The 20,269-nt window shown below is 38.4% G+C and carries 19 protein-coding genes and 3 tRNA genes; 9 read left to right on the top strand and 13 right to left on the bottom strand.

Features of this window, described 5'->3' with window-relative positions:
- Positions 1 to 45 precede the first annotated feature (45 nt).
- Complete coding sequence (locus tag CGC63_RS02775) at positions 46 to 753, top strand: LytR/AlgR family response regulator transcription factor (RefSeq protein ID WP_004221036.1); 708 nt, start codon at positions 46 to 48, stop codon at positions 751 to 753.
- 5 nt (positions 754 to 758) lie between these two features.
- A complete protein-coding gene (locus CGC63_RS02770) occupies positions 759 to 2,063 on the top strand; it encodes a sensor histidine kinase (RefSeq protein ID WP_004221038.1) in 1,305 nt (434 codons plus the stop codon).
- Between the two features lie 78 nt (positions 2,064 to 2,141).
- Here the strand turns inward: CGC63_RS02770 and CGC63_RS02765 are convergent, their stop codons facing one another.
- Together CGC63_RS02765 and asnA are read right to left on the bottom strand one after the other, a co-directional pair.
- Positions 2,142 to 3,221, bottom strand: coding sequence for an ABC transporter substrate-binding protein (locus CGC63_RS02765; RefSeq protein WP_004221040.1), 1,080 nt, complete (start codon positions 3,219 to 3,221; stop codon positions 2,142 to 2,144).
- Between the two features lie 11 nt (positions 3,222 to 3,232).
- Positions 3,233 to 4,240, bottom strand: coding sequence for an aspartate--ammonia ligase (asnA, locus tag CGC63_RS02760; protein WP_004221041.1), 1,008 nt, complete (start codon positions 4,238 to 4,240; stop codon positions 3,233 to 3,235).
- Between the two features lie 152 nt (positions 4,241 to 4,392).
- On the opposite strand from asnA, the gene CGC63_RS02755 reads away from it, so the two are divergent.
- On the top strand, positions 4,393 to 4,782 hold the full coding sequence (locus CGC63_RS02755; RefSeq protein ID WP_004221043.1) for a metal-dependent transcriptional regulator: 390 nt from the start codon (positions 4,393 to 4,395) through the stop codon (positions 4,780 to 4,782).
- A gap of 73 nt (positions 4,783 to 4,855) precedes the next feature.
- Here the strand turns inward: CGC63_RS02755 and CGC63_RS02750 are convergent, their stop codons facing one another.
- Positions 4,856 to 5,416: a GumC domain-containing protein gene (locus tag CGC63_RS02750; protein WP_154965442.1), complete on the bottom strand. Its 561-nt coding sequence runs from the start codon at positions 5,414 to 5,416 to the stop codon at positions 4,856 to 4,858.
- A 207-nt stretch (positions 5,417 to 5,623) separates the two neighbouring features.
- Here CGC63_RS02750 and CGC63_RS02745 point away from each other — a divergent pair.
- Together CGC63_RS02745 and CGC63_RS02740 are read left to right on the top strand one after the other, a co-directional pair.
- Positions 5,624 to 5,697: transfer RNA gene (locus CGC63_RS02745), tRNA-Arg, on the top strand.
- A gap of 77 nt (positions 5,698 to 5,774) precedes the next feature.
- Positions 5,775 to 7,463 carry an ABC-ATPase domain-containing protein gene (locus tag CGC63_RS02740; protein ID WP_004221048.1) on the top strand — a complete coding sequence of 563 codons (1,689 nt, stop codon included), beginning with the start codon at positions 5,775 to 5,777 and terminating at the stop codon, positions 7,461 to 7,463.
- A 69-nt stretch (positions 7,464 to 7,532) separates the two neighbouring features.
- Here the strand turns inward: CGC63_RS02740 and CGC63_RS02735 are convergent, their stop codons facing one another.
- Positions 7,533 to 8,429 (bottom strand): DegV family protein, encoded by an 897-nt coding sequence (locus CGC63_RS02735; RefSeq protein WP_004221049.1) that lies wholly within the window; start codon positions 8,427 to 8,429, stop codon positions 7,533 to 7,535.
- A gap of 132 nt (positions 8,430 to 8,561) precedes the next feature.
- Here CGC63_RS02735 and CGC63_RS02730 point away from each other — a divergent pair, with 132 nt between their 5' ends.
- The 4 genes from CGC63_RS02730 to CGC63_RS02715 all read left to right on the top strand — a co-directional run bounded on the left by CGC63_RS02730 (position 8,562) and on the right by CGC63_RS02715 (position 10,928).
- Positions 8,562 to 9,122: a TetR/AcrR family transcriptional regulator gene (locus tag CGC63_RS02730; protein ID WP_004221051.1), complete on the top strand. Its 561-nt coding sequence runs from the start codon at positions 8,562 to 8,564 to the stop codon at positions 9,120 to 9,122.
- An 85-nt stretch (positions 9,123 to 9,207) separates the two neighbouring features.
- Positions 9,208 to 10,617: a uracil-xanthine permease family protein gene (locus CGC63_RS02725; RefSeq protein ID WP_004221053.1), complete on the top strand. Its 1,410-nt coding sequence runs from the start codon at positions 9,208 to 9,210 to the stop codon at positions 10,615 to 10,617.
- 129 nt (positions 10,618 to 10,746) lie between these two features.
- A tRNA-Tyr gene (locus tag CGC63_RS02720) sits at positions 10,747 to 10,828 on the top strand.
- Between the two features lie 13 nt (positions 10,829 to 10,841).
- Positions 10,842 to 10,928 (top strand) — tRNA-Leu (locus CGC63_RS02715).
- A 227-nt stretch (positions 10,929 to 11,155) separates the two neighbouring features.
- Here the strand turns inward: CGC63_RS02715 and CGC63_RS02710 are convergent.
- From CGC63_RS02710 to CGC63_RS02670, 9 genes are all read right to left on the bottom strand, one after another.
- Positions 11,156 to 13,255 carry a glycoside hydrolase family 13 protein gene (locus CGC63_RS02710; RefSeq protein ID WP_004221059.1) on the bottom strand — a complete coding sequence of 700 codons (2,100 nt, stop codon included), beginning with the start codon at positions 13,253 to 13,255 and terminating at the stop codon, positions 11,156 to 11,158.
- 337 nt (positions 13,256 to 13,592) lie between these two features.
- Positions 13,593 to 15,404 (bottom strand): ATP-dependent zinc metalloprotease FtsH, encoded by a 1,812-nt coding sequence (ftsH, locus tag CGC63_RS02705; RefSeq protein WP_172620977.1) that lies wholly within the window; start codon positions 15,402 to 15,404, stop codon positions 13,593 to 13,595.
- Between the two features lie 21 nt (positions 15,405 to 15,425).
- Complete coding sequence (gene hpt / locus CGC63_RS02700; protein WP_004221063.1) at positions 15,426 to 15,950, bottom strand: hypoxanthine phosphoribosyltransferase; 525 nt, start codon at positions 15,948 to 15,950, stop codon at positions 15,426 to 15,428.
- Positions 15,943 to 17,298: a tRNA lysidine(34) synthetase TilS gene (gene tilS, locus CGC63_RS02695; protein ID WP_004221065.1), complete on the bottom strand. Its 1,356-nt coding sequence runs from the start codon at positions 17,296 to 17,298 to the stop codon at positions 15,943 to 15,945. The genes hpt and tilS overlap by 8 nt, the downstream gene beginning before the upstream one ends.
- 9 nt (positions 17,299 to 17,307) lie before the next feature.
- Positions 17,308 to 18,795: a SpoIIE family protein phosphatase gene (locus tag CGC63_RS02690; RefSeq protein WP_040351025.1), complete on the bottom strand. Its 1,488-nt coding sequence runs from the start codon at positions 18,793 to 18,795 to the stop codon at positions 17,308 to 17,310.
- 117 nt (positions 18,796 to 18,912) lie between these two features.
- Positions 18,913 to 19,170 (bottom strand): FtsB family cell division protein, encoded by a 258-nt coding sequence (locus CGC63_RS02685; RefSeq protein WP_004221073.1) that lies wholly within the window; start codon positions 19,168 to 19,170, stop codon positions 18,913 to 18,915.
- Complete coding sequence (yabQ, locus tag CGC63_RS02680; protein ID WP_004221082.1) at positions 19,163 to 19,630, bottom strand: spore cortex biosynthesis protein YabQ; 468 nt, start codon at positions 19,628 to 19,630, stop codon at positions 19,163 to 19,165. Before yabQ ends, CGC63_RS02685 begins: the two co-directional genes overlap by 8 nt.
- Positions 19,631 to 19,633: 3 nt before the next feature.
- On the bottom strand, positions 19,634 to 19,936 hold the full coding sequence (yabP, locus tag CGC63_RS02675; RefSeq protein WP_004221083.1) for a sporulation protein YabP: 303 nt from the start codon (positions 19,934 to 19,936) through the stop codon (positions 19,634 to 19,636).
- Positions 19,937 to 19,988: 52 nt separating this feature from the next.
- On the bottom strand, positions 19,989 to 20,228 hold the full coding sequence (locus CGC63_RS02670) for an RNA-binding S4 domain-containing protein (RefSeq protein WP_004221086.1): 240 nt from the start codon (positions 20,226 to 20,228) through the stop codon (positions 19,989 to 19,991).
- Between the last annotated feature and the right edge of the window lie 41 nt (positions 20,229 to 20,269).

Here is a 20,269-nt window from a genome sequence, read left to right as displayed (position 1 = left end):
TATGATATACTTGAATGTACATTATATAGAAAGCTTGGTAATAAAATGCGTATTTTAATTTGTGACGATGATGTTCTGATAATCGAACAATTACAAAAACTTATTACATACTACTTCGAATCAAACCATCTAAAATGTCCTGAATTAGTTTCTTTTACAGACGGTGAGTCTTTATTAGCTGATAAAGGCGAAAAAGATATTGTTTTTCTGGATATTGAAATGCCCGGCATGAATGGAATTTTTGTTGGTAATGAATTAAAAAAAGCAAATAAAAACACCATAATTTTTGTTGTCACCTCTTATTCGGAATATCTGGACGAAGCAATGCGTTTTCATGTATTTCGTTATCTTTCCAAACCTTTGGACAGACAAAGGTTTTTCCGAAACATGAAAGATGCTCTGGCTTATTATAATACCATGACCGCTAAAATCCCTATTGACACCAAAGAAGGGGTATATACGCTTCCCACTTCTCAGATTGTCTTCATAGAAGCACACGGACGAAAAGTAACTGTACATACTGTTCAGCGAGATTTTGAATCCATACATAATATGAATTACTGGCTGGAACACCTTCCTAAGAACTGTTTTTTTCAGACACACCGTAGTTTTATCGTTAATTTTGAACACATAACTGACTTTGATCATTCCACTATACGTTTGACAAATATGCAAACTATGGCTTATCTGACACGTAGAAAATACAGCTCTTTCAAAAATGCTTATCTTATATTTCTTGAAAGTACGAGGTAGACTAAATGACCCTTACTATTTTGCTTTTTTTTACTTTTTTTATAGAAGCCATTATTTTATGGCAATACGCATCTAGTCTTTTTCTTCCATCTCATTCTGTCAGAATAAGATGGATTTTATTAAGTACCCTTTATACAATGTTATTTCTTCTATCTTTGTTTAGGCAAACAAAACTTAATATTATTTGTTTTTTTATAGCAAACACGATTTTTCTTTACACACAATTTAAGCTCAAATTGCTGTTTGCATTATTTCATTCCGCTATCCTTACCACAATTATGGGACTGTCCGAGCTTGCTGTTCTGGGGATTACGTTAAAATTTTCTCCTTACTTCCTAACAGATAAAGGTGTCGGACTTATTTTTTATGCAGTTTTTAGCAAATTATTCTTCTTTGCAATTATTTATCTTTTAGCTCATTTGTTCAAAGGAAAAAATACAAACCAAAGACCGTACTACCACTCCGAACTTTTTTTGATGTTAATACCAATTTTAAGCGTTTTTATTATGTATACCTTTCTTTTCATCGGCGAAAATGCAGCGATTGCTCCACCTGTTAATTTTATGGTAACAGCTTGTGCTATTTTTCTGCTCCTGATTAATCTTCTGGTATTTGGACTCAATCAGTATCTTCAAAAAAAGTACAACGACTTTATTGACATGCAGCTATTACTCCAAAAAGAATCTGACTCTGTTGAATATTACGAAATGTTACTTTCACAAAATGAAAATCAACGTATTCTAATTCACGATATCAAAAAACATCTTTTATCAATTAAACTACTCAATGAACAGAATTGTTCAGAAAAAATAGATATCTATATTCAACAGCTTATGAAATCTTCTGATTTAAGAGAGACTGTGCGAATTTGTGATAATGAAATGCTAAACGCTATTCTCTGTCGTTATCAGCGGCAGTGCAATGACAAACATATCGCATTTCATGCTGACATCAGAAGCAACACTCTCCAACATATCTATCAACACGATATAACATCATTATTTTGTAACTTAATGGATAATGCAGTGGAGGCAGCAGAAAATATCCCTGAGTCTTTTATTGAACTCACCGTACAAAAAAAGGAAAATTCCAATTTTATTGTTATAATAGTTATTAACTCCTGCCAAAGCGCCCCCTTATATAATCAAAATGGATTTCCCATTTCACGTAAAGTAAATAAAGAACGACATGGTTTTGGCATTAAAAGCATTAATAAAATCGTACAACAGTATCAGGGGAATTTAGAAATGTACTACGATATTACTTCCGGTACTTTCCATACACTTATAACCTTAAAAACTTTAAAATAATATTTAAAACAGGAGGGGACTGCCTCACTAAATAATTAGTGAGGCAGTCCCCTCCTGTTTGACGTAAAATTACAACTGTCAAATAGACAAATCATTATACAAAATCCCCTCGGCAAGAGTTTCCACACCATCTGCTGTGCGAACACCGCTGGCAAAGATTTCATTTAACATAACAGGTATCACTCTGTTACTTTTCACTACCTTCATTTCTGCAAATGTATCATCCTGTAAAAATAAATCCATTTTTTCTTCTTTTATCAGTTCTTCATCATCATCCAAATATGGAGTATAGGTAATAAACAATACATCCGGATTTGCTTCAGCAACTTCCTCTGCTGTCAGCACTCTACTTTCCTCTTGTGCAAGCGTCCCGCCAATCTGATTTACCATATCTCCGGCAAGGCTGTCCGCACCGTAATTGATAAACCCATCTGTTCCCTTTTCCAAAATCAAAACAGAGGGCTTTGTTTCCATTTTCTCAACTTTTTTCCGGATTTTTTTTATCTTATCTTTCATAGATTTTACCAGTTTCTCTGCTTTCTCTTCTACTTGAAAGATTTTCCCTATATTTTTAATGTCTTTATATTCATTTTCCAAAGTATCTTTTTCAGACGCGGTATTCGTATTGATATATACATTCACATTCTGGTCCAGCCATTCCTGTGGTTCTCCCAGCGTACTTTCCTCAAAATAAGAAACCCATGAAAAAATCATATCCGGTTCTTCTGCAGTAATAGTTTCTTTGGAAGGCGTAAATTCCTCCAGATTTTTCAATTTGCTAAAGGACTCCTGATATTCTTCTAAAACCGGTTGTTCTATCCCTGCTACCGCTGCAATTTTATCTTCCAATCCAAGGGCTAACATCGTTTCCACATTTCCCTGATAGACTGCCACTACCTTTTCCGGCTGTTTTTCATAAACAGTTTCATATTCCTTGCCGTCCGGTCCTTTTGTTTTTATTGTTAAAGGATAATAAGGCATTTCATCCTGGGATATTCCTTTGGCTTCCTTTACATTTTTATTATCTTCATCTTTAACAGCCTCTTTCTTTTCCTTGTCACTTTTATCAGAGGTGTTACTATAACAGGTTCCTACACCAATGGCCACAGCAACAGTAAGAATGCCTGCAACAAGCCACTTCTTTGTCTTCTGTTCCATCTTATTCTCCTCTATAAAATCTCTATTCCTGCTTTTTTACAGGCAGTTAAAGTTTCTTCATCCCAAATAGATGCCTGAACCTCACCTACATGTACTTTTCCCAAAAACAGCATACAAATTCTGGATTGACCGATACCACCGCCTATAGTAAGAGGTAATTCCCCATTTAAAAGCATCTTATGGAATGGAAGATTTCTTCTCTCATCGCAGCCTGCTTTCTTTAATTGTTCATCCAAAGATTTTTCATCTACACGAATACCCATGGAAGAAATTTCCAAAGCACACTGAAGAGGTTCATGCCAGAATAAGATGTCACAATTTAACTTCCAGTCATCATAATCCGGAGCCCTGCCGTCATGCTTTTCTCCTGATGCCAGCACATCGCCAATCTGCATAATACATACTGTTTTATGCTCTTTTGTATATGCCTGCTCCCTTTCCTTTGGTGTCAGAGACGGATATAAATCTTCTAATTCCTGAGAAGTTATAAATGCCACATCTCGGCAAAGCTCTGTATTCAAATCTTCATATTGATATTTAATTTCATCCAATGCATTACAAATTGTACCTACAATACGCTGAACTGTATTTTTTAAATAATCTAAAGTACGGTCTTCTCTTGTAATGATTTTTTCCCAGTCCCACTGGTCAACATAAATAGAATGAAGATTATCCAGTTCTTCATCTCTACGAATTGCGTTCATATCAGTTAAAAGCCCTTTTCCCACATGAAAATCATAATGATAAAGCGCCATACGTTTCCATTTTGCCAGAGAATGAACAACCTGCGCTGTAGTTCCTGCGTCAGGAATATCAAAATTTACCGGACGCTCAACACCATTTAAGTCATCATTTAACCCCATAGCCGGATCAACAAATAAAGGTGCTGTTACCCTTTTCAATTTTAATGCCATACACAGCTTTTTCTGCATAAGATTTTTAATTGCCCCAATTGCTTCCTGTGTTTCGTATCTAGATAAGCATGAATGATAGTCTTTCGGTATGATTACTGTTCCCATTTACTTTCCTCCGTCAAATATTATGTGTTTTATTCTAGTACAAAATATCAGGAATGTAAACATAAATAAACTCTGAGTTCTTATCTATTTGAACTTCTTAGTAAAATATGATATCCTAATATCAGTATATTTTTGAAGGAAGGAGTCGCTGCATGAAAATACAGGAATCTGCCGAAAACTATTTGGAAACCATTCTCGTTATCAGTAAACGTAAGCCTCAGGTTCGTTCTATTGATATCGCAAATGAATTATCCTTTTCCAAACCAAGTGTCAGCGTTGCCATGAAAAATCTCCGACTAAACGGATACATAAATGTTAATCAGGAAGGCTATATCACCCTAACCGAGTCCGGGCTTGCTATTGCAGAAAAAATATATGAGCGCCACGAGCTTTTAAGTACATGGCTGATAAAACTGGGCGTAGCTCCTGAAACAGCTTCTGAAGATGCCTGTCGTATGGAACATGTCATCAGTACAGAAAGCTTTCTTGCAATTAAACAACATACACAAAGCATGGCAGAAAAACATAAAAAAGAGATTTAGACAAAAGAACAACAGCTATCAATAATCTCATCAATAGCTGTTGTTCTTTTGTGCTCTATTACAAATAGGTTTTTTATTTTTTATTATTCTCCATCTGCTCTGCTACTTTTTTCTTAATTTCATTCATCTTCTGATAGGTATCTGCAAGGCTCTGCTGTGTTTTATTAATGGTATTTACATACTCTGCAATTTTATACTGTACTTCTGAAACAGCATTTCTAACGCCTTCATAGTCTGCCTCTGATCCGATATTTCGTTCTGCTTCCTGCAGTTTTTCTTTTAGTTCCTGATTTTCTGCACGAAGTTTCAAAACTTCTTTACCCAGCTTTTCTCTCAAAATTCTCTTTTCTGCTTCCAACCTTACTGTATCAGAATGCACTTCTTTATACTGCCCTTCCAGCTTTTCTAAATCTTCTTTTAATTTGGCATTATCTGTATCATATGCCTCAATTTTTGCCTCTTTTTCTTCTATAAGTTCTTCCAGCTCTTTAATCTTTGCTTCATAATTGGCAGCAGCTTCTTCGCTTGCCTTTTTTAAACAGAACATCTGCTCATTCATATTTTCTACATATTCAATAACTTGATCCCGTTTGTAACCTCCTACTGAAGTTTTAAAAGTAATTTCATTCTCCATGTATATTCTCCCCTTTATGTAAAAATTTAAAATTTTATCCCCCTTATCTTTTCTTATCTTATCATGTATTTCGTATTTCTTCCAGCATATTTCATGCAAAATCATTATCTCTTTAAAATTTCTAAAATTTTTTTCAAAAAAAGTATTGACATTTTCATATTTATGCCCTATAATCAATTTTGTTGCTGAGGCAGTCAGCTAACAAATGTGCGTTTAGCTCAGCTGGATAGAGCGTTTGGCTACGGACCAAAAGGTCGGGGGTTCGAATCCTCTAACGCACGTAAAACCCTTATATCTTCGGATATAAGGGTTTTTTTGTATCAAAATATAGTTTTATTTTCAATGAAAGGATTTTAATATGTTTACTTCACAAGAACTTAAACAACAACTTTCTTCCATAAACCGAAAAAGTTACCCTGCCTACAAAAGTTTGAAAGGCATTTACAAATTCAATCATTTTCTTCTTTCTATAGACCATGTACAGGGAGATCCCTTTGCCTCTCCTTCACATTTAAGTATTCAAGTTCCTGCAAAGATTGCCGGATTCCCCGAATTCTGTATTTCTACACGAGCTGTACGCATTGCCGTACAGGATTATCTTTTACGAAAATTCTCTCAGCAGCTCTCCATTTATAATTTTAAAGCAAAAGGTTCCGGAAAAAGCGGCTCTATTTCTACTACAATCTGTGGACAGGAAATTTTAGAACGCACAGCTTGTGAAATGAATTCTGATTTTGTTACTGTCCGTTTTACCGTAGGATTTCCTGCCAACGGAAGAACCATCAATGCTTTTGAATTAGAAAAAATTCTCTTTGACTTTCTTCCTTCTTGTGTAGAAAAGTCACTGCTTTATAAAAACCTTTCTCATAAAACCATTGAAAATGTCGTCTTCCTTGCCGAAGACCAGGAATTCTTGAGACAAGAATTAAAAAAACACCATCTTGTTGCCTTTGTTGCAAATAACTCCATTCTTCCAAGAGAAAGCGGTATTTCTCAAAAACCAATGAAAGATGCTGTTCCATTTCAATCTCCTGTTTCTTTAGAAATGGAATTTCACCTTCCTCACAGAGGCACTCTAAAAGGAATGGCAATCCCCCAAGGTATTACTTTAATCGCAGGGGGCGGTTACCATGGAAAATCTACTCTTTTAACAGCCCTTGAAACCGGTGTATACAATCATATCTCCGGAGATGGCAGAGAATTTGTTCTTACAGATGCTTCCGCCATGAAACTTCGTGCAGAGGATGGACGTTTTATAAAAGATGTAGACATATCACTGTTTATCAATGATTTGCCGAACAAAAAAGATACCCATTGTTTTTCCACTTTGGATGCCAGCGGCAGCACTTCTCAGGCAGCAGGAATTGTAGAAGGTATGGAAGCCGGAAGCACCCTGTTTCTACTGGATGAAGATACTTCCGCTACAAACTTCATGGTACGTGATGCTTTCATGCAGCAGGTAATCAGCCGTGATGAAGAACCTATCACTCCATTTTTAGAACGTGCTCCGCAGTTGTTTTCAAAAGCAGGTATTTCTACTGTATTGGTAGCCGGCAGTTCAGGTGCTTTCTTCCATATTGCAGATACGATTATTCAAATGGATCATTATCAAGCTCTGGATATCACAGAAAAAGTCAAAAAACTTTGTTCTGACTATCCGCTGCCTCCCTCATCTGTTCCTGAATTTTATATGCCTGTCTCCAATCGCATTATGAGCAGCACAAAAAAATCTACTTATAAAGATTTTAAAATGAAATGTCATGGAAAAGACAGCTTTTCAATAGGAAAAGATACGATTGATTTAAGATATGTCGAACAGATTGCAGATAAAGAGCAGACGGCTGCTTTAGGAGAACTATTAAGATATGCACAAGAATATCTGATTGACGGAAAACGTACAGTTTCTGAAATTATATCTATTTTACAAAACAACATGGAAAAAAACGGTTTTTCTAACTTTTTCAGCAATGCCTATATCCCCTGTGGCATGGCAGTGCCACGTATTCAGGAAATCTTTTCCTGTTTTAATCGCTATCGAAGACCATAATTTTTAAAAAGGAGTTGTCGTATTAAGTGTATATCCCGAATATTTAAAGCGACAACTCCTATTTCTTCTTTAGATTTCACATTTTTTCAAAATTCCCAGTCCCATAGGATAAGGGCCTGTATGTACACCAATCGTTGCTCCGATTTGCATTGTTTCCCATGTTTCAACATGGTATCCTTTCTCTTTTAAACTTTTTCTCAAGTCTTCCTGAAAGGTTTCAAACTCAGGTACCATTAATCCCACTCCTGTAACAAGGGTGTATTCATTCAAATCTATTTTTTCTTTTTCTACATAATCTACAAACTTTTCAATAATTTTATGGAGAGATTTTTTTCTCCCTCTACAAAGCTCTGTAGACCCCAGCTCTGCATCACAGAAACGGAGAATTGGTTTGATATTCAGCATACTTCCTGCAAGACAGGCTGCTTTTCCTATTCTTCCCCCATGTTCCAAATATTTCAAGTCCTTTGTGGTGAAAAAGATTTGTCCTGTGTGTCTGATTTTTTTCAAAGCTTCCACTGCTGTCTCCAAATCCACATCCTGATTTCTCAGTTTCACTGCTTCTTTAACAAAAAGTCCCTGCAGTGCTGTAACAAGCTGAGAATTTACCACTTCTATTTTAGCCTGTGGAAATTCCTCTTCAACTTCTTCTTTTGCATTAACTGCCGCCTGCATAGAACCACTGAAATTCTTGGTAAGGCATATACAGAGAACCGGCAACCCTTGTTTCACCAGAGGAAGAAATGCATCTATATAATCCTGTACAGAGGGCATGGATGTTTTGGGATAGCAATCAGGATTATCTGCCATCTTCTGATAAAATTCTGTAATTCCTGCTTCTTTCCCCTCTTTTAAATAATTTTCTCCGTCAAAAGAAACATAAAAAGATACTACCGTAACGTCTTCTTTCATTGTATAGCTCTCCGGTAAATCACAGGAGCTGTCTGTAACAATTCCAAATTTCATTTTCTCCCAGCCTTTCTTGCTTTTCCTATTTTATTCTGATATTATTTCATTAAATGTGACAATTGTAACATTATGTATTCTTTAAAACAATATCTGAAAGCCCAACTGTGACAAAAAGGAGGTTTTTGTTTCATGGAAACAAAAGAATTCACCAAAAACTGTATAATGGAAGCATTACTTCAGCTTATGCATATAAAAAATTATAACGATATTACCATTACCGATATTACAAAACGCGCTGGTGTTTCCCGTATGTCCTACTATCGTCACTATAAGTCAAAGGATGATATTCTGCTGGACTATATGTATCGAATTTTAAAAGAATATGTGGAAGACTTAAAAGATCCTGCTTTTTCTTCCAATTTTCAAACTTATGAACATATTCTCAGCAGTATGAAATATCTCCAGAAATATAAAGACTATGTTCTTTGCATTACAAAGGCAAACCGCTCTCAAATTCTCCTCTATGGGTTGGATTTATATATGTTGGAAGTTACACAGACACAAAATACTTCTTCTTTAGAAAGATATGAACTGTACTACTATTCCGGCGCCTTGTACAATATCTTTATGCACTGGTTACAGGAAGACATGAAAGAAGACGCAGAAGTAATTGCATCTTTAATTTATAACCATGTTAAAGAGCACCGATTTTGTGAACTTCACAAAAAAGAAGAAAAAATCACAAAATGATTGACTTCTTTTTTTCAACAATGATAGAGTGTTAATTGAAGAAATTGAAACATATTCACTCTATCAATTCTAAGGAGAAAATGAAATGCAAAAGAAACAAAATTATTCCAGCCCTTACAAGCTGGAAGGAAAAATCCCTCTTGGTCAGGCTATCTTGTATGGTCTACAACATGTCATGGCCATGTTTGTGGGAAATTTAACACCTGTTCTGTTAATCACCGGTGCATGTGCCCTGGACGGAGGACTTCAGCTTCAAATCATTCAAAATGCAATGCTGATGGCAGGGGTTATTACATTGTTACAGCTCTTTACGATTGGACCTGTGGGGGCAAAGCTTCCTATCGTAATGGGAACAAGTTCTGGTTTCATCGGAGTATGCAGTGGTATAGCAGCTACTATGGGACAGGGAATTGTAACATACGGTGCAATTATTTTTGCCAGTTTTATTGGTGGATTATTTGAAACAGTATTAGGATTTTTTCTCAAACCCCTTCGCCGCTTCTTTCCTGCACTGGTTACAGGAACTGTAGTAATGGCAATCGGACTTTCTTTAATTTCTGTTGGAATTAACTCCTTTGGAGGAGGAAATAACAATGGTGATTTTGGTTCTCTTCCCAACCTTTTTGTTGGAACCGTAGTTCTTGTAACAATTATTCTGTTAAAGCATTTTACAAAAGGTGTTACCAGTACAGCATCTATTTTAATCGGAATTATTGTAGGTTATATTGTTTGTGGAATTATGGGAATAATTTTACCCACAACTTATCAGTATGTTGATCCAGCAACACAGGAAACTGTTACAAAAACGTGTTCCTGGGTTCTTGATTTTTCAAAAGTGAGCAATGCCAGCTGGTTTGCCGTCCCTGCGTTTATGCCTTTTGGGTTCAGCAAGGATATGATTGACCTTCGTGCCATTATTCCGATTGTAATTATGTTTATTGTAACGGCTGTGGAAACAGTTGGGGACACTTCTGCTATTACAGAAGGTGGTCTTGGAAGAGAGGCAACAGATAAAGAGCTGTCAGGCTCTGTTATCTGTGACGGTCTTGGTTCTTCTATTGCTTCATTCTTCGGTGTACTTCCTAATACATCCTTCAGCCAGAATGTAGGATTGATTGCCATGACAAAAATTGTCAATTTATTTGCAATTTCAACCGGAGCTATTTTTCTGGTACTTTGCGGATTATTTCCGAAATTAGCAGCAATTATACAGATGATGCCACAGAGTGTTCTGGGCGGTGCCGCTGTTATGATGTTTGCCTCTATTGTTGTCAGTGGAATTCAACTTGTAACTAAAGATGGTGTCAGCAATCGTACCGTAACGATTGTATCTGTAGCCTTAGGTCTTGGATACGGTCTCGGAGCAAATGCCGGAATACTCGCTAATCTGCCTCAATTTGTAGAATTGATTTTTGGCGGTTCAGGAATTGTTCCTGCAGCAATTATTGCTATGATTTTAAATATTGCAATTCCACAAGATAAAGAAACTGCATAAAAATGGAAAGGACTGCTAAAAAAAGCCGTCCTTTTCTTATTTTCAAAGAAATTCAAATAATCATGTATGTAAAAAAATACTTGCAATTTCTGTAAATTATGCTATAATTCTATTTAGTCAAAATGACATGGGCGATTTCCCGAGTGGCCAAAGGGGACAGACTGTAAATCTGCTGGCAACGCCTTCGGTGGTTCGAATCCACCATCGCCCATCATAAAAGACTTGCCGCAGTGGCGGAACAGGCAGACGCACAGGACTTAAAATCCTGCGGGACTTATACTCCCGTACCGGTTCGATTCCGGTCTGCGGCATTATTAAAAAAGCTTCAAACCTTTATGAATTAAGGGTTTGGAGCTTTTTCTTCTTCTCAAAAAGTTGTATAGATTAAAAATTTCCTTGTATTATATGGGTAGATATATTATATTTGTAGTAGAAAAAGGGAAAGCCGGAAACATACAATTTACCTCAAAACAGTAAAAGCTTTTACCTCAAATGAGGTTTGCCGTCACTATTCGCAGTAGTGGCGGCTATTTTTCCCCTATCCTTCCAAAATTCCTCTCACAATAATTGCTCCATGTGACGGCACTTCCAAATGAAGAACTCCTGCCTTGCATTCATGTATTTTCTTCACCAGACTATATCCGAAATCTCCTGTTACCATCAACTGTTTAAACTTCTGTATCTTCGTTCTGGAAATTCCCAGTTCCCACACAGAAATTTCCATATTTTTTGTTTCGTTACTATTATTAATAACAACCATTATTTTCTCTTTTTCTGTAAATCTTCCATAAACAAGCTGCTGATAATCATTTGCAATAAATTTGAAAGAACCTTTAATCAAAGAAGGATTTTCCTTATGAATTCTTATCATATCTTTGTGGAATTGAATAAGCTCTTTGTCTTCTCTCCCCCAAGGATAAGTACGTCTGTTATCAGGATCTGTAAAGCCACAGACTCCTGCCTCATCACCATAATAAATTGTAGGTGCCCCCGGCCATGTCATCTGCATAACTACAGCTTCTCGAAAAACTGCTTTATTCACATTTCGCTCTGCTGCCTCGCTGCCTAATTCTCTTACACGTCCTACTACATGATTAGTTCTTGTAAGAAAACGAGAATGATCATGATTAGAAAGCTCATTCATAGCCGTGTATAATGACGGTGCATGGAAACTAGCTCCATGATAATTCATTGCTCCTATAAAGCTATCACTGTTCCCAAGCATACCTTCTCGATATTCATCACTATGCTTCTCCATCCCTGTAAGAAACCAAGTAATAGGTTCCATAAAAGCATCATAATTCATCACCGTATCCCATTGATCTCCCATAAGCCATGATTTTGCATCTCCATAGTGCTCTGCCAAAATAATCGCATTAGGATTTGCTTCTTTTACGTTTTTTCTAAAGTCTCGCCAAAATTTATGGTTATACTCCTCACTGTGCCCCAGATCCGCAGCAACATCAAGACGCCATCCATCTACATTATAAGGCGGTGATACCCACTTTCTTGCCACACGCATAATATATTCGTAAAGTTTAGGTGATTCCTCATAATTTAACTTTGGAAGCGTATCATGTCCCCACCATCCATCATATTCATTACTCTGAGCACCATGAAAACGAAAAAAGCTTCGATATGGACTGTCTGTCGCCACATAAGCTCCCTTCTCGTAACCATTCTGATTTTCATATATTCTCTCTTTATCCAGCCACTTATTAAAAGAACCACAATGATTAAACACACCATCCAAAATAACGCGCATCCCTCTTTTATGAATTTCTTCTACTAATCTTGCGAAAAAAGCATTGCTGGCTTCCAGATTTTCCTTTGCAGTAACACGTTGAATATACTTCGATGCATGAGCATTTTCTTTGTCCCAGTCCTGAAGAACTTCTCCTCCATCATTTACAATTTTCCCATAATGTGGGTCAATATAATCATAATCCTGAATATCATACTTATGGTTGGAAGGTGATACAAATATAGGGTTAAAATATATAACATCAACACCTAAATCCTGCAGGTAGTCCAATTTATCCATAACTCCCTGTAAATCTCCGCCATAAAAATCTCTTACATCCATGGCTCTGGGCGGACAGTTCCAGTCCTCTATCCTCTGCACCTTTTCATCAATATAACAGTATTCGTTGCTTACTACATCATTGGAAGCATCTCCATTGCAAAAACGGTCCACAAAAATCTGGTACATTACCGCTCCCTTTGCCCATTCAGGGGTATGAAAGCCCGGCACTATTCCAAAGGAATAATGCTCGTCAATCTCTTTTGTAATACCCATTTTATTGTAATAGCATTGAATTTTTCCGGAAATAACTTCAAAAAAATAGCGGATGGACTGCGCTCCCAATTTAATATCTGTCCCGTAATAATCAAATCCATCCTTTGTATCTAATAATTTCATTCTCTGGCGAAGATTTCCCGCTACCAGATATACGAAATCCACATTATTGCTTTTTGTTCGAATTCTGATGTTTACTACATCTCCCGGTTCCGGTTCTGCCGGCGTTCTGTAATTTTCTGTCTCATCACTAAAAACTGCACGTTTATTAAAAGCAGGCCGCATATTGGTCACATATTCCTGAATTCTTCTTGTATCTGCCAAGTGTTCGTAATCCATACTGCCATCCTCTCTATATTTATAACGGCTTATATTTGCCGAATTATTGTCTACTATTATTCTATCTTACCCCATAGAGATATACAACTGTTTTTTCTCTATTTTTGTATAGTAAAAACGCCAATCTTTCGATTGGCGTTTTTGGAGAAGGTATTTCTTCTTATGGGGTGTAGCAAAAACTATATAATGTATTGGGGGGTTTTTACAGTTATTATAATATCATGTAGCACACAAAAAGTGTGCACAATCTTCGATTTTTTTTACATACTTTTTTGAGTATTTTTAACATGACTGTTTTCTTTTCCCCCGAAAATCATTCAGTATTCTGCATAATCCCTTATGCAAACAAAGCTTCAAACTCGTTTTGGTTGATTTTTTCTTTCTCAATCAAAAGCTCCGCACACTTATGAAGTACGTCTTCATGCTCTGAAATAATTGTTTTCGCTTTTTCGTAAGCTTCATCGATAATACGTTTTACTTCGCTGTCAATCAGCGCTGCTGTCTGCTCTGCATAATTTCTGGTATGCGCCAAGTCTCTGCCGATAAATACCTCATCGTCGTCGCTTCCATAGTTAATCATACCGACTTTGTCAGACATACCGTACTGTGTTACCATAGCCCTTGCCGTCTGTGTTGCCTGCTTAATATCCTGAGATGCTCCTGTTGTCACATCACCGAAAATCATTTCTTCCGCCACTCTGCCGCCAAGAGAAACTACAATATGCTCCAGCATTTTATTCTTGCTGTTGAACATTTCGTCTTTTCCCGGAAGGGGCATGGTATAGCCGGCTGCTCCCATTCCCGTAGGAATAATGGAAATCGTATGCACAGGCTCCATTTCCGGCAGAACGTGGAATAAAATTGCGTGCCCTGCTTCATGGTAAGCGGTAATTTTCTTTTCTTTATCAGAAATCACACGGCTTTTCTTCTCTGCACCAATGCCGGTTTTAATAAATGCCTGACGAACGTCTTTCTGATTGATGAAAAATCTGCCGTCCTTTGCTGTCAAAATTGCAGCTTCATTCATTAAATTCTCTAAATCAGCGCCTGTATAGCCTGCGGTTGTTCTCGCAATTTCCTCTAAATCTACGTCTTCCCCTAAAGGCTTCTTTGCCGCATGCACTTTCAGGATTTCCTCTCTGCCCTTTACGTCAGGTCTTCCCACTCCGACTTTTCTGTCAAAGCGTCCCGGACGAAGAATAGCCGGGTCTAAAATATCTACACGGTTTGTAGCGGACATAACAATAATGCCTTCATTGACACCAAATCCGTCCATCTCTACCAGAAGCTGGTTCAAGGTCTGTTCTCTTTCGTCATGTCCGCCGCCCATTCCTGTTCCTCTGCGTCTTGCCACAGCATCGATTTCATCGATAAAGATAATACACGGTGCATTTTTCTTTGCTTCTTCAAATAAATCTCTTACACGGGAAGCGCCCACACCTACAAACATTTCAACAAAATCAGAACCTGAAATCGAAAAGAAAGGAACGCCTGCTTCTCCGGCTACTGCCTTTGCCAAAAGGGTTTTACCTGTTCCCGGAGGGCCTACAAGGAGTACACCTTTTGGAATTCTGGCGCCCACCTTTACATATTTCTGAGGCTCTTTTAAGAAATCTACGATTTCCTCCAGTTCTTCCTTTTCTTCATGCAAGCCTGCTACATCTTTAAACGTCACTTTTCGGTCTGTGTCCGTAGACATTTTTGCTCTGCTTTTCCCAAAATTCATCATTTTGGCATTGCTGCCTCCTGACATCTGACGGTTCATCATGCTGATTACAAAGAACAGCATAAATCCTGTCAGCAATAAGGGAATGAGTGAGGACATCCATGTATTGTCTCTTGGCACTTGCCCGACTCTTACATTGTGGACTCCGCCTTCCATAAGGATATCCTGTACTTCTTCTAAATTAAGAGCATAGAAATGTTCTTCCTTGCCATCTCTTAAGCGTATTGTCACCTCACCGGTGGGAACTTCCTCATTGGGCTGAATAAAAGCCTCTGTAATCTGCTCATCCTTTACTGCCTGCTGAAATTCTTCCATTGTATAGCTGGAATTCTGCGTTGTCTGGCGAATAATCACGCTTCCCACGCACAGCACTAACAGCAGGAGCAACAGTGGTGTTATCCAGCTTCTTGCCTGCTTATTCACGTTGTTGTTTCTCCTTTCCGGTTATGAAAGCTCAACCACTCCAATATATGGAAGATTTCTGTATTTCTGAGCATAATCCAGTCCGTATCCCACTACAAATTCGTCCGGAATATTAAAGCATACATAATCTACATCTACATTTTTTACTCTGCGTTCCGGTTTATCCAGCAGGGTACAAAGACGAAGGCTGTTTGGCTTTCTCTGTTTTAAGATTTCCAGAAGGTGGCTCAAGGTTCTTCCTGAGTCGATAATATCCTCTACAACCAGAACATCTTTTCCTTCTATTGTTTCATCTAAATCCTTTACAATACGAACTACTCCGCTTGAGCTTGTTTCGTCTCCATAGCTTGAAACAGACATAAAATCCATGGTAACCGGAACTGTAATTCGCTTTGCCAGTTCACATGTAAAGAACACGCCGCCCTTTAACACGCAGATTAAATGTACGGTCTTTCCTTCATAGTCTTTACTGATTTGTTCTCCGATTTCACGAATTTTTTTGCCCACTTCTTCTTCGCTTAATAATACACGAATTTTTTCACTCATTTTCCTCTACTCCTTTTACCTGTACTTTTAATATTTGTTTTGTCTGACTGGTAACTTTATAATGTTCACTGATACGATATCCCACAACCCACAGGATATGAGAGCCGTCTGTTAAAAGAGTCAGCTTATCTCTCTCCTGTCTTGGAATTTTACAGTCAATCAGATAGTCCTTTAATTTTTTTCGTCCGCCCTCTTGATTTACCACAAGATAATCTCCCTGCAAACGGTGGCGAACGCTGAGACTATTCCTTATTTTATCATAATCAAACCATTTCGTATATGTTTTTTCCGGAATTTGCTGTTTTTCATAAGGGAATGTCTCCCATTCCAGCGTATATATTCCGTTTTCTTCCTCTTTCCTGCTCTGAATATGAACATCTCCATACACCTGATTGGCTGTCAGCCCCCATGCAAGAGATACCGAAGCTCCTGTCCTTCCTTTAAAAAGCCTTCTCACTGCTTCTATATGTGTTGCAGTTATATTCTTTTTCCCCTTGGACGCCTGCTCCAAGACACGCATAATCAAATACGACTGCATAATTTCTTTTTCTGAAAAACATTCTTTTGCAATGCAGAAGGTATCTCCCGTCTTTTTTACATACTTTCTATAAAGTATATCTGTTTGCTCTTGAAGATATTCTTCTATTTTCCACATATTTTCTGCTGCTCTGCCGATACAGGAAACAGCCTGCGGATTAATTTCCTCCATGACGGGAATTATCTGATGACGGATTTTATTTCTTGTATACTCTGTTTCTTCGTTGGTGCTGTCAGTTACCCATGAAATCCCCTGCCCCTTTAAATATTTCTCAATCTCTGCCCGTTTCACAAACAACAAAGGGCGAATATAAGAGTCCTTCTCCCCTGACACAGGGCGTATTCCCCCCAGTCCTGCCGCACCGCTTCCCCTCATAAGATTGTGCAGCACTGTTTCTGCGTTGTCGTTTTCATGATGAGCCAAAGCAATCATTTTTCTTCCCGATACCTTGATGTTCTTCATTACTTTTTCAAAAGCTTCCCTTCGAACATTTCTCCCAGCTTCTTCCAATGAAAGCTTTTCTTCTTTTGCAATCTGCGGTACATCATAATGAAAAACCGTAAACGGAACTTCCAGCTTTTTGCACACTGCTTTTGAAAACTCCTCATCACGCACTGCCTCTTCCCCTCTGATGTGATGATTTACATGTACTGCATAGAGCTGAAATTCCTGCTGCTTTTTATATTCCTTCAAAAGCTTTAACAGACACACGGAGTCTGCCCCGCCTGAAAGTCCCACAATTACATGGCTGTTTTTTGGTATCATCTGATATTTTTCTATACAGAAAAACACTTTTTCTTCTGTTCTCATGGTTGTCTTTTAATTCCTCCATAATCCCGCTGCCAGCACAGTCATATCGTCCGTCGCACAATAGCCGCTGTATGTAAGCACTCTTTCCAAAATTCCTCGTCCCAGCTCCTGTGCTGCACTGGCATTAGTCTGTAAAATAATCTCTTTCATAATTTCTTCCGCTTGTCCCTCCGGCAAGGCATCCAGCACGCCGTCTGTGACCATAATCAGAAAATCCCCTTCATAAAGCTTTTTGGTAGAAGACTCAAAGTCAGCCTGCTGCACCAATCCAAGTGCAAGGCTGGTGGATGAAATCGCTTCTACCCAGTGGTCTCTCTTTATAAATGTGGTGGCTGCTCCGGCTTTTAAAAAATGGCACATTCCCGAATACAAATCCACCATAGAAATATCCACAGTAGAAAACCTTCCATTTTTCGTCTTTAGATTTAAAACAGAGTTGACCATTCTTGCCGCTGTTTCTCCTGTAAATCCTGCCTCCACAAGCTGCTCTAAGGTATCTACAATGCTCTCGCTTTCCTGACACGCCTCAAGTCCTGAGCCCATACCATCTGAAAGACACATAAAAAACTGTCCGTTATCCTCTGTGGTACAGGTGTAATTATCCCCTGAAATAGTTTCCTTATCCTTGGTTATTTTCACTGCTCCGTAAAGCATTTTAAAATTCACTTCTTCTGCAAACCCCAAAACAGAAAATTCCCTGTTAATCAATGTTTTCCCCGACTCCTTTGGCGTCATGCGGGTTTGGCACATTTTGGAAAGAACTGCCGCCGCTTCTCCTGCCGGCACACAGCCTTTTCCCTTTGCCCGAAGCTCTGCGTAATACCGAAGCTTTCCGTCCGGCTGCTCTAAATACCATACATTCCGAACCTGTATGTGTCGTTTCTTCAGCCTTCTGGCAAATTCCTCGCGAAATTGAACATCTGCCTCTACCATGTCGAATAAATCCCGTGACAGCACTTTCATAAGCTCCGCCATCTCCCCCAACTGCTCTGCCACGGCTACCCGATTTTCCAGAAGCTTATTATTCCATATCAAATTCTGTCGTTCTCTGTCCATTATCCTTTGTAATTCCTGCACCAGCTTTCCCTGACTTATGCAAACCCCTGTCAAATCAGCTTTTGCCTTTCTGAATTTTTCCTCGTCATCTTCCTCCATGATGCGCAGAAGGCTGTAAATTCTCTGATAGGACTGAACGGAATTCTGTTTCCAGCATACCTGATTAAAATGACATCTTTTGCACAGCCCTTCCTGTACTTCCTGTATCATCTCGTCAATCTCCGTGCTGGAAAGATAATCCTTCCTGTAAGGCATGCCGTAAAAACTGTTTGCCAGTTTCTGAAAGGATTCTGCGTAGCGCTGCATTTTTTCTTTTTGTGGGTGCTGTTCGTAAGCCAAAGTTGCCGCACTTTTTTTCATCTCTGAAAAAATAGTTTTTGCCATGTCACGTAATATAAGCAGTACGCTGATTACGAGCATGGCAATCATCCATTCCTGCATCTTCTTCCCTCCCTGAATAAGCAACCGCTATCAAAAGAGTATTATAGATGCTTTCTTCTTTAAACTTTGTCAAAAACAGTACCTAAAAATCAAAAACTTTCAGACAAAATTTGCAGTTTATTCCTGTTCCTTAAAGACAATCTCATTGTCCTTTACAAGTCCCAGCTTATCTCTTGCAACCTCCTCTGCATATTCGTCTGTTTCCATATATTCCTTCATATCGTCAATTTCTTTTGTGCGCTCTGTTTCTTCTGTCATTTTGTTATCCAGCTCCTCCAGCTCCTGCTGATACTGAGAAAGCTGTTTCTCCACAGAAATGCTTTGCGTCATCATGGCAATAAATAAAATTGCCACTACAAAGGTAATACTAAGCATCGCAATCCTGTTTTGAAGATTTCTTTTTTTTCTTCTCTTCATTTCTACACTCTCTAATATCCCTTACAATTTTCTGTTTACCTACAAAAAGTTTAACTCTATTCCATTGAAATTTCAACCTTTTTCTCCACTTTCTTATGGGTGTCAAAATTTTTTCCATAAGCCGTACAGCCAGATTAAGAAGCACCTTGCCGGGACCGGCTCGATAAACCAGCGCCCCCGCTCCTATTGCAAGAAGGGCATAGCTTCGAATAACTCCGTTATTTTCCGTATAAATGACAAAAAACAAGAAAACACCTGTAAAGCACCAATAAAAAATATCTTCCATGCCCATCCAGAAAGAGGTATGTACGATAATTTTTCTGATGATGCGAAGTACATCATAGCACACAGCCAGAAACACGCCTGCCAGAAAAGTGCGGCAAAAAAAGAGGAGCTCCTGATACATATACTCGCTCATAAGCTACTGAAACAGCCTCTTTAAGACGCCTTCTCCTCCCTTTGCTTTTGTTGTTCCCTGACTGTAAAGCAAGCTGTCTACCTTTCCTCCTATATCTACCTCCTGCTTTTCCAAATCCAGTCTGGTTACATGAAGCTCTTCTCCCTTTACGAGCAAAATCCCTGCTTCTGTCACAAGACTGATTTCTTTTTCATCAAAGGACTGCACATCTTTTACTCCTGTAATACTGCCTTCCCTGCGGTCTGTAAGCTGAAGCCTGTGAACTGCCTTATGCTGCTTTTCCTCCAAAATGACAATCCCCCACATATCTTCTTTATGAAAGATTATATGGGGGGATAAAAATAATTATTCCATTTCCTTACAGATACTTAAAAAGTTCGCTGGCTGCTTCCTTCTTTACTGTCTCCTGCACATCCAGTACCTCTACACGGACGTTTTTACTTCCGAATTGAATTTCCAGAATGTCGCCTGCCTTTACCTGAGCAGAAGCTTTTGCCGGCTTATCGTTAATCAGAACACGCCCTGCATCACACGCCTCATTGGCTACGGTTCTTCTCTTAATCAGTCTGGACACCTTTAAATATTTGTCTAGTCTCATAGTTTTCTCCTATATACAAGATAAGGGAGATACCCAAAGGC

It is taken from the genome of Blautia hansenii DSM 20583 (assembly GCF_002222595.2).
GTDB lineage: Bacteria > Bacillota > Clostridia > Lachnospirales > Lachnospiraceae > Blautia > Blautia hansenii.
This window is presented reverse-complemented; position numbering and strand designations above follow the sequence as displayed.